At 68.3% G+C, this 10,236-nt stretch carries 4 protein-coding genes and 2 pseudogenes; 1 reads left to right on the top strand and 5 read right to left on the bottom strand.

The window, feature by feature from the left end; translation table 11 throughout:
- Window positions 1-140: 140 nt before the first annotated feature.
- Entirely contained in the window at window positions 141-3,074 is a 2,934-nt protein-coding gene (locus ABT085_RS37995) for an FG-GAP-like repeat-containing protein (RefSeq protein WP_351618929.1), read from the bottom strand.
- Between the two features lie 633 nt (window positions 3,075-3,707).
- On the bottom strand, window positions 3,708-5,996 hold the full coding sequence (locus tag ABT085_RS37990) for a DUF8189 domain-containing protein (protein ID WP_351618926.1): 2,289 nt from the start codon (window positions 5,994-5,996) through the stop codon (window positions 3,708-3,710).
- A gap of 399 nt (window positions 5,997-6,395) precedes the next feature.
- Here ABT085_RS37990 and ABT085_RS37985 point away from each other — a divergent pair, with 399 nt between their 5' ends.
- Window positions 6,396-7,250, top strand: coding sequence for a recombinase family protein (locus ABT085_RS37985; protein WP_351618923.1), 855 nt, complete (start codon window positions 6,396-6,398; stop codon window positions 7,248-7,250).
- A gap of 240 nt (window positions 7,251-7,490) precedes the next feature.
- Here the strand turns inward: ABT085_RS37985 and ABT085_RS37980 are convergent, their stop codons facing one another.
- From ABT085_RS37980 to ABT085_RS37970, 3 genes and pseudogenes are all read right to left on the bottom strand, one after another.
- Window positions 7,491-8,927 (bottom strand): IS1380 family transposase, encoded by a 1,437-nt coding sequence (locus ABT085_RS37980; protein WP_502982908.1) that lies wholly within the window; start codon window positions 8,925-8,927, stop codon window positions 7,491-7,493.
- A gap of 99 nt (window positions 8,928-9,026) precedes the next feature.
- Window positions 9,027-9,149 (bottom strand): annotated as a pseudogene (locus tag ABT085_RS37975) (IS5/IS1182 family transposase); the annotation flags it as partial.
- 706 nt (window positions 9,150-9,855) lie between these two features.
- Window positions 9,856-10,236: pseudogene (locus tag ABT085_RS37970) on the bottom strand (transposase); the annotation flags it as partial.

Below are 10,236 nucleotides of genomic sequence, written 5' to 3'. Positions count from 1 at the left end.
CCCGGACGCCCCCCAGGCAGAAAGAACACCCGGCCCACACCCCGCCACGACGTGCACACACCCCGCAAGACACAACCCGCGAAACAGCGAACGAAGAAGTCAACTACCCCACGACCACGCCGCACAGGTTAAAGATCAAGTTAGAAGAGCCCCTTGTAGCCGGTCCAGCCGCTCGCGATCTTCGTACGGGAGCCGAAGGCGCCGTTGCCGGTGCCGTTCTGCCGGTAGAGGGTCCCCGCGGTGTCCCGGGCGACGATGTCGGCCCTGCCGTCGCCGGTGATGTCCCCGACGCCGACGACCGTGTTGTACGAGCCGCCCCAGTTGCTGGCGATCTTCACCCGTGACGCGAAGGTTCCCTTGCCGCTGCCGAAGACGCGGTAGAGGTTGTTGGCCTTGTCCTGGAGGAGGAGGTCGCCGATGCCGTCGCCGTTGAGGTCTCCGGCGCCGACGATCTTCTTGTAACCCTTCCAGTTGTCGTAGAGCTTGACGCGGGAGGACAGCTTGCCGGTGCCGGTGCCCTTGTAGAGGTAGACGGCACCCGTCGAAGTGTTGCGGGCGATCAGGTCGGGTCGGCCGTCCTTGGTCACGTCACCGGGTGCGGTCAGGACGTCGTACTGATTCCAGCCGCCGCCGGCGAGGGTGGTGTACGGCGTCGACGGCTTCAGCGCCGCCCCGCAGCCCGGCTTGTACAGGCGCAGGGCGCCGCTGCTCAGCCGGATCAGGACGTCGTTGCAGCGGTCGCCGCTGAGGTCGCCGAGCGGCACGGCTCGGACCGAGGCCGGCCAGCCGCTCGCCGACAGCGTCCCGGAGAGCTTCCCGGCCCCGTCCCCCTGATGGAAGGTGAGCGACCCCGAGGAGGTCAGAGTCAGCAGGTCGCCGACACCGTCCGGCAGCGACGAGCCGCCGACGTGGTCCCGCCACACCGCCGCGCCACCCGTCAGCCGGACCGCGCCGGACTGGACCAACGCCGTGCCCTGCCCGTCCGCCGGCACAGCCGTCAGCGTCCAGGTGTACGAGCCGTTGGCGAGCAGTTCGCCCGTCGTGCCACGGCCGTCCCACGTTGTCGCGATCGAGTACGTGGCCGGTCCGCCCCCGCGCGTCGCGACCACGCGGCCCGTCGCCCTGTGGCGTATCTCCAGCTTCCAGGAAGCCGCCGCTTCGGACAGCCACCATTCGCCGCGCCAGGAGAGCGGCGTCGCGTCCGTCTCCACCCGCGCGGAGACGTTCCGGTAGGGAGAGACCAGCGCGGCCTCGGGGCGCCCGGTGCTGAGGACGTGGACGGCCTGGTCCAGCGTCGAATACGCGAGGTCACCGCTGCGTGGGTCGAGCGCCACGAGTCCCGCGGCGTCGGTCGTCCACCGCTGGACGGCCGTTCCTGTCTGCAGGCCGTAGACACTCAGCCCGTGCTCGCCGCGGACGGCGACGACACTGTCGCCGAGGTAGGCCTGCCCGACCGAGGGCAGCGGGATGTTCTTCTTGGCCTGAAGGTCGTACACGCCTGCCGCATTCGGGGCATCGGTGACGTTGCACATCCAGTACAGCCATCGGCCGACGGCCTGCAGATCGACCATGGAGGTGCACTTGGTGCTCACGGCGAAAGATGTCAGCGAGGTCCCGGTGCGCACGTCCTTGGCGGTGACTGTGCCGCCCGGGGCCGAGGTCCACAGGCTGGTCCCCCAGAGGGCACCCGTCCGGTACGGCTCCTTGTGCAGGACCTTGCCGGAGTCGATGTCGACGACCCGGAGTTCGTGGCCGCCGCCGGCAGGGGTTCCGCCGACCAGTACCAGGTTCTCGGATGACCCCAGGATCCTCGTCTGGGGCTGGGCGCTGTCGAAGGAATCCTGGAGGCCCGTTTCGATCGGGTTTCCGGGAAACGCCTCGCCCTTGCCGACGACGAACAGCTTGGGCTGCCAGGCACCGTTCACGGTCACTGCCCCGCGGTACACGGTCCGGCCGTCCCCGGTGGGATACAACTCGGGGCACAGACCGTTGACGGCGCTGCATTGGTTGTACGGGGTCGGCAGGCTGCCGCCCGGCACACGCTCGCCGTATCCGGGCGCCGCCTCGGCCAGTCGGCGGCGGTACGCGGAGGTGACTCGATCGCCGTACTCCAGAGTCGTGACGGTGCCGTGATCGAGCGTAAGCCGCTGGAGCTGCATCGGGACCGGCAGGATGCGGAGCACACGCGTCGCGTACGGCACGGCGTCCGCTCCGGCAGTGATGTCCTGCCAGCCGTAGTCCTGCGCGGACTGGCCGCCGACGAGTTGAAGGCCGCCGTCCGGCCGGACAGCAATCCTGTCCGCCACCGCACGGGCGAGAAGTGTGCGCTCGGCGGAACCGTCGAAGGGCACGGCCACGACCTTCCAGATGGACGCCTGGTACTCCTTCTTGCCGAGCGAGGAGTCGTAGCGGCCCACGATCAACGAGTTGCCGACGACGCCGAGCACCATGGCGTCCTTGAGGTCGACCTGAACCTCGTGCTGGGGGGTGTCGAACCGGCCCTGCTCATAGATCCGCACGCCGCCGACGCGACGGGTGACCACATGGAGCGCGGTCACCGTGCCGTAGGGCAGAGGCGTCGCTTCCGCGGTACGGAGATCTACCCAGGCGTACTGTACGGATTCTTCCCCGGGGACGCTCAGAAGTGAGATGAACCCGTGGACGCCGGCCCGTCCGATACCGATGCCGCTGGCCCCCTCCGGAAGGCCTGTGACACGACGGTCCACCGTGGTCCCGTTCTCGTTGTTCAGCAGATGAAGCTCGGTCCACTTGTCGACGGTACCTCCGCCCTGGGTCACCACGGTGGTCCCGATCGTTCTGCTGTACTTCTGCCCCTGAGGGATGGTGACAGTGGTGGTCTCGTCGGTGACCATGTTCCGCAGCAGTACATCGCCCGTGCCCCCGTCGGGCCGCAGCGCCACGACGTCCGATGCCGTGCCGTAGTACTCCACGGGGTCGTACAGCCCAGTGCCCTCAAGCTTTCGGGTCGAGCCGTCCGTGCCGGTCCACTCGAGTCCGAAGGGAGCGTTCCTGCTGAGGGCGCTGTGCAGGAACCCGGAAGGCCCGACGCTCACCACAGAGCCTGAGCCCGGTGTGACACGCATGGTCGGGGCGATCGTGGTCTCGGTGAACGTCGCGACGGCGGCGGAAGCGGTCCAGGAAGCCGGACCGACGGCCAGCGACAGGGATACGATCGCTATGGCGGCAACCAGACTTGGGCGTGCGGAACCATGACGAGTCAACTGAACCCTCCCGAAGTATCGAGACGGAACATGCACCGCTCTCCGGCGCCTCTGCCCCCCCGGCCAACACACCCGTCTCAGAAATATGCCGATCCTACAGGCGCTTCACCGATCACCGGAGATCGATTTCTGACCGTCTGTGGCACCGCCGGTCCGGTTGTTCCCCGGCATTCCCGAACCGGTGAGCGAGGCAAACCCGGCTCGGGGGAGACGAGTTGGGCGACATCGGCGTCGGTATCGGCGTCGGCGCGGAGGGCTGAGGCACCGGGGCCTCCCGTAGCTCGATGGGATGCGACACCCACGAGCTACGGGAGGCCTCGGTTCCGTGCTCAGCCGGCCAGGGGGTCACCCGGCCGAATCGACGACCTCGAACTCACGGTCACCATGAACGACAGAGCAACGGCTCCTCACTCACTTGGTGTCTCTCCTCGATCGGCAGATCCACCGTTGACCGGAGTACGCGGATCAGGTGGCACGCGCCGTTGCACCGTTGATCAGGCTCCACCCGTAATCACCACCGATGAACCCGCCCCCGATCTGGTTGATCTCGGTCTTCCCGTCGGCAGTGACACCGATCAGGAGGACGTCGGTGCCGCACCGCTGCGCGGCGACGTTGTGGATGCCGCTGCCGTACGGGAGGGCGTGCCACCCGCCCGTGTTGTAGGCACCCCAAGACACCTCGGTGTTCTGGTACGCCGCGCCACCGACGACACCGAAGAACGCGAACTCCTGGTAATAGGTGGGGGCTATGGAGATGTCCGTGAGCACGCCCTGATTCGTGAACATCTGGGCCCAGGGCGACCAGCCGGACCCGGGGCTGGTGGCGTTGACGGTGGTCTGTCTGCGGTGGAACGGGGTGCCGTTGAAGTTGAAGCCGTCGATCTCGATCGTCCCGTCCGCGTGGGTTCCCGCGACGATCTTGTTCAGGAGGCCGTCCATCTGCTGCCAGCCGTTCCAGTTGTCGACCGACGGCTGCTGCTGGGAGCGGGTCCAGATCGTACCGGCGGAGTTGGTGCCGAAGATCTGGAGGGTTCCGTTCTGATTGCGCGCCACGGAGATCGAATTGAGAATCCCGTCGAGGGTCCTCCACGCCGACCACGTGCTCGAACCGGGACTCGTCTGCGTGCGCGAGTAGATCAGCCCGTTCCGGTCGAGCGCGAACAACTCGATCCGCCCGTCGGCGTTGGTCGCCGCCGCCACGGACGTCAGCCGGGCCGGGGTGTCGTACTCAGGAGTCCAGTCCGGGGCCGGCTGCCCAGGGACGATGTGGGTGGTGTAGAGCCCGCCCTGCGCGTCGACGGTGAACGCCTGGACCCCCTTCGTCGCGTCCGTCTCGTTCTGGGAGGCCATGGCGACCGAGGAACCGGGGACGGGGGTGACCACGGGCATTCCGTTGCTGGGACGTACCGAGTCTTCGGTCTGCCGGTGGGTGTAATAGACCTTGCCGGTGTTGACCGAGGTGGCGTCGCACAGGCCGTCGCCGTTGACGTCGCGGAACCGGAGGTCGGCGATACGCTCGTTCGACTGGTTGAGGTACACCCAGTGCTGGTCGCCGGCGCTGGTGGCGTACCACCAGGTCAGGCCCGTGGTCATGAAGGGGTCGGTGACGCCGTCGCCGTCGAAGTCGCAGGTGCGCTGGTTGTCCCGGTTCGCGCCCAGGATGTTGCCGCCGTTGTCGTGCAGACCGCTCTCGGTCTGGTCCAGGGCGCCGTTGGTGAACGTCGTCGACCACCTGACGGTGTGGGCGAAGACGTTGTTCTCGACGTTGAAGCCGTCGGTGGGAGTGCCGCGCAGCTTGATCTCGGTCGAGTTGGTGGACGGGAAGGAGTTGTAGGCGATGTCGGCGTACTCGCCGGCCGGCCCGCACTGGTAGTTGGAGCAGTCCCCACGGCCGTGCATGTCGATGAGGTGCTCGTAGTGGTCCCAGCCCAGCAGGGAGAAGCCGAGCCCGGGCGACTCCATGAGGTTGCGGTACACCAGGTACCCGGTGCCGGGCCGGCCGTCACCGGCGATCGAGTGACGGTTGGCCTGGAACTCGTTCTTCTCGATCAGCGCGTAGGCGCCGTTGTTCAGGGCGACCCCGTAGCCGGCACCGTGGTGGTTGCCGAACGCGTCCTCGATGCCGTCCATGGTGGGGTGCTGGTTGTCATGGATGTAGTTGTCGTGCACCCACACCGTGTCCGCGTTGGCGCGGTTGATCCGGTTGCCCGGATCCTGCAGGTTGATCGCCGCGCCGCGCCACCGGGCGAACTCGCTGTGGTCGATCTCCACGTTCTGGCTGGACCAGATGTCGATCCCGTTGGCGTCCGTGGTGCCCACCGACGCGGCGGGGTCCATCGGGGCGCCGCCGTCGAACCTGATCCCGCTGATCCGTACGTTGTCCGCGGTGCCGCCGTTGCTGTCGCCGATCGTGAACAGCGTGCGCGGGAACGTCGTCGTGAAGACGCGCGGCCCTCGCGCGACGACCGTGCGGTCGCCGATGATACGGACCCCGGGCGCCACGGGTATGGCCGAAAGGCCGCTCAGGTTGAGATTCACGGTTCCCGCGATCATCACCGTCGCGTTGGGGGTGCCGACGGCCTGGACGAACTGGTTCTGCTGGTCGTCGGCGGTGATGCTGAAGGTCTGCGCGGTCGCCGCGCGGTCAGCGGCCCCTGCGGGCGCGCCGGCCGACGCGGTGCCTGCGGACATGGCCAGCGAGGCCGCCAAGGCCCCGACCACTGCGAACAGTCGGCTCTTTCTCGAAATGTTCATCCCTGTCCCGGTTCTCTGCCCATGTGTTGATTCGGTGGAGCCGACCCGTTCGTGGCCGCGCACCTTCCGGAGTGCGCGGCCTGTGCAGCCCCTTGTGACCACCTAAGGGATGGGCGTTCCATTCCGTTCCGCGCTGTTCCACACGATCGGCAGGCCCTCGCGATCCGCGGCTCAGGCCCTCGCCAGCCGCGGCGCGGCGCTCGCCATCCACGGTGAATACAGCCGCGGTCGATGTGCAGGCCGACATCGTGCTGACCGTGTCGGGGTCGGCCGCCGCCGGGCAGGTTTCGTGGAGCGGCCATTGCCTGTGGCGCACTGTCGGTGCAGGGCTGGCCTGGTGGGGCTTGGGGCTGGCGACGACGTGGACCGTCTCCCGGGTCTGCCGTCTGCCGTCTGTGGGTGGAGCCGGACAGCGCATTGCTGTCCGCGGCGATCGCCGTACGCGGCGCAGAGCCGGGTGCTGCGGCCGGCGGCGTCGGTGTCCCCTCGCCGATCGATTCCGACACCCCGACCGCCGACATCCGGATCGGCTACGCGCGCTGCTCGCCCCTCGGCCAGGAACTCGACTCCCAACTCGACGCGCTCGCCTCCAAGAACATCCCCCGGGACAAGATCTTCGCAGAGAAGATCAGCACCCGGGTGCGGGTCCGCCCCGCATTCGAGGCCGCGCTGAGCGCCGCCCGGGAGATCAAGGCCCACGCCCCGCACTGCCGGGTAATCCTCACGGTCTACGAGATGAAGCGGTTCGGCCGCGACACCGCCGAACTCACCGCGCTCGCCGACCACCTGTCCGCCCACGGCCTGGTGCTGGAGATGCTCGCCGGACCGCTGGCGGGCATGTACGACCCCAGCGGGCACGGCAGGCTGCTGTTCGCGTTCTTCGCGGCGATGGCGGAGACCGAGCGGGAGAACATCCGGGAGTCCACGCTGGAAGGGCTCGACGCCGCGGCCCGCAAGGGAAAGCACGGCGGCCGGCCGCCGGTCATCACCGAGGACATGCTGCACACCGTCCTGCGACGCCGGGCACTCGGCGAGACGGTCGAGCAGATCCAGCCCGACCTGATCATCCCCACCGGCAAGCGCAAGGGACAGAGCCCCTCCGTCGCCAGCATCTACCGGGCGCTCGCCGAGCACGCCAAGCGCGAGGCGTACCCCGAAGCCGTCGAGCAGGCCCACGCCGACTTCGCCACCCTCCACACCGACGGCGCGCTTCCCGAGCCGCGCACCGAGGCCGGGGCCCCGGCGACACGCTGACGAGGACGGCCCCTGCCGCCGGGCTCATTCATGGAGCAAGATCATCCCGTGGCCCCTTTTGGGCTTACCTCGGCGATACCCCAGTTAGCCTCGCCGTTTCGGTTGGGGCGATGAAGCGTCGCTGAGGGACAACTGTGGGGTGGCCGAAACGATTTCGGTGCTCGGGCATGGCGGAATCCCGGCGCGGTGGTCGGGTTCTCCGGAGTCCTTCGGGTCGTGAGCGGGCAGGGTGGTTGCTGGTCAGCCGGCCGGACGGGGCAGCGCGGTCAGACGGTGGAAGGCTGCAACCAGTTCGTTTCTCCACGGCCAGGTCGCCGATATCCGCAAGCACAGGCGTCGGCCGCCGCGGGTGAGGCGGGCGGCGACGTGCAGCAGTCGGTAGCGGAGCTTCTTCGGCTCGGCAGTGGCCAGCTCCCCGTCCAGCAGCAGGACGCGGGTCCAGGCCAGCAGGTCGATCGCTGTGAGGCTGAGTTCGAGCCAGACGGCGTTGACGCCGAAGTGGCGGGAGGGGAAGCGGCCGAAGCCGGTGGTCTTGCCGCACCGGATATGGTCCTCGACGCAGGCGTGCCCGCGGTGGCGGACCTCCAGGAACTGGGCGGAGCCGCCCCCGGAGTACGGGGTGTCGGTGAGGAACACCTGATGCCGCAGGCCCTCGTCCTGGTCGAACAGGGACAGCTGGGCTCCGGGGTGCGGCCGCTCGCGGCGCATGATGATGCGGGTGCCGGCCGGGTAGCCCTCCAGATCGACCATGCCGGTCAGCTCGGCGACCTCGGCGCCGTCACGCAGGGTGCCGTCCTGGTCCAGGGCGGGATGCCAGAGGCGGTCGGGCATCGAGCGGATCGCGCGGCGGACGGGCTCGGTGATGGCGTATCCGACGGAGAAGAAGGTACGGATTCCTCGTTTCCGCAGGTCGCGGATGTGGGTGAGGAAGGCTTTCGCGGATCCGGCACTGTCGGCGCGGATGAGGATGTCGGTGCCGTGCCGGTGGGCGTCGGGGATCTGCGTGAGTGCCTGGTCGAGCACCGCGATGTGATCGGCGGCGGTGTTGGCTCCGGAGTTCCCGGGCCGTAGCCGTCCCGACACGGCCTCGCCGGTGTTCGCGAGGAAACACAGCAGCGGGTGGAAGCCGAAGCCGCCCTTGTAGGTGGGTGCGGCCTGCTCTTTCTCGGAGTGGCAGGTCACCAGCGTGGCGTCGAGGTCCAGGACCAAACCGGGAAGTTCTCGCCCGCCGGCCCGAGCGGCAGGTATGCCCTCGCCGGTCTCGGCGGCCTGCATCCAGGCGACTTCCCGGGCCGAGGCGCGGGCCGCTCGCAGTGCGGCGAGTGCGGCCTCGTCGGTGTCGGCGAGCAAACGCCAAGCCGTGGGCGTGGAGGCGACCGGGCCGAACACCCCCGGCTGGTCCCGCAGCACGGCCAGATCCGCGATCGCCTCACCGCCGTCGGCGAGCATCACCGCGAGATCGGTGGCGACCCGTCCCGGGTCGTGCCCGGTCCCGCGCGGCCGAAGCGGCCTGAGAGCAGCGGAGTACGCGGCACTCAGCCCCGTGGCATCGGCAAGATCCGCCAGCAACCGTGCCCCGGCATGCCCGACCACCCCCGAACCATCGGCACTGACATGGACCTTGGGACGCAACCCGATACCCTGCACGTAGAAAGTGCCCTCCGCCTGGACCGACAGAACCCCTCAGCAAGGTTCATCGTCCCAGGTCAGGAAGGCACTTTCGCGTTTCAGCCCCCAAGCCAGCCGTCCCCAAGTGAAACGGCGAGGTTAGAGGTCCTAACAAAGGCGTTGGACGTGTCGGTGGGTGATGAGGCAGGTGGCGAGGCCGAGGAAGGCCTCGTGGATGTCATCGCGTCGCTCCCATCGGATGCGTAAGCGTCGAAAGCCGTGGAGCCAGGCGGATGGGTCGGCCGCGCGGTGAGGTGTCTGCCGTGGCAGATCCTTTTCCGCGCGGCCTCCCGCCGAACCGGACGTGACGGTTTCCCTGTCATCCGGCTCTCCAGTGACTACAGCGTGAGCGGCTCAGGCTGCCCGCGCAGGACACCCAGCGCCGTTGCGGCGATCTGCATTTCGCATACCTCCCGGGTCTGATGTGTCCGAGTCACCTAGCCCCCTTCGCCCGATGTGGACGGCTTTCCCGTCCTCCCTGGCCGGTCGTGACTCCGGCGACTACTACGGGGCCTCCGTCGCCATAGGACTCGCGTCCCGTAGGCGATCCCACGTTCGTCTCTGCTGTACGTTCTAGCGCGAGTTAGGCGTCCCACTCATCTCCTTGAATGCCCTCGCTGGGCATCGCTTCGCACCCCGGAGGTGCACGGGGGCACGATCGAACCCCGTACAGAGTGCGGCGCCGGTTTCAGCTGCCCTTCCGGCGGATGAGAACTTGCATCTGCTGGAGATTGGGCTTCAAACAATCCAGTCTTCGCCATATCGCGCGGGCCTCCCAGCACCCCGTCTCCGACAACTGAGCCCGGTCGCTGGTTTCCTGACATGCTGTTGTCCCCTTCACCTTTCGGATCCAGGTAAGTCATCAGGCCCAGGAACCTCCTTCCGAGTTCCTCCCGGCTCAGCCGGGGATACAAACAGAGCGCCTCGTGGCGCACATGGTGCGCTCGACCACCCAACGGAAGACGCCCAGGCCAGAGCCGTGTTCGACGCCGCGTTCGGCGATGACCGGTCGGATGCCGCGCTGCCAGAGCAGTCGCCGGTACTTGTCGTGGTCGTAGCCTCGGTCGGCAAGAAGCGCGTCGGGCCGGTGTCTGGGCCGGCCGACGACACCGGCTACGGCCGGGATCTTGTCGAGCAGGGGCAGGAGTTGGGTGACGTCGTTGCGGTTTCCGCCGGTCAGGGACACCGCGAGCGGGATGCCCTGGGCGTCGGTGACGACGTGATGCTTGCTGCCCGGCCGTGCGCGGTCGACGGGGCTGGGTCCGCTTTTGGGCCCCTTCGAGCGGCCCGGACGTGGGAGGAGTCGATCACCGCCCGC

The sequence above is a fragment of the Streptomyces sp. NPDC002265 genome (assembly GCF_040296125.1).
GTDB lineage: Bacteria > Actinomycetota > Actinomycetes > Streptomycetales > Streptomycetaceae > Streptomyces.
This window is presented reverse-complemented; position numbering and strand designations above follow the sequence as displayed.

Excerpts from the sequence above, each read along its gene's own strand:
- ABT085_RS37990 (WP_351618926.1), bottom strand. The coding sequence starts at position 5,996 with ATGAACATTTCGAGAAAGAGCCGACTGTTCGCAGTGGTCGGGGCCTTG.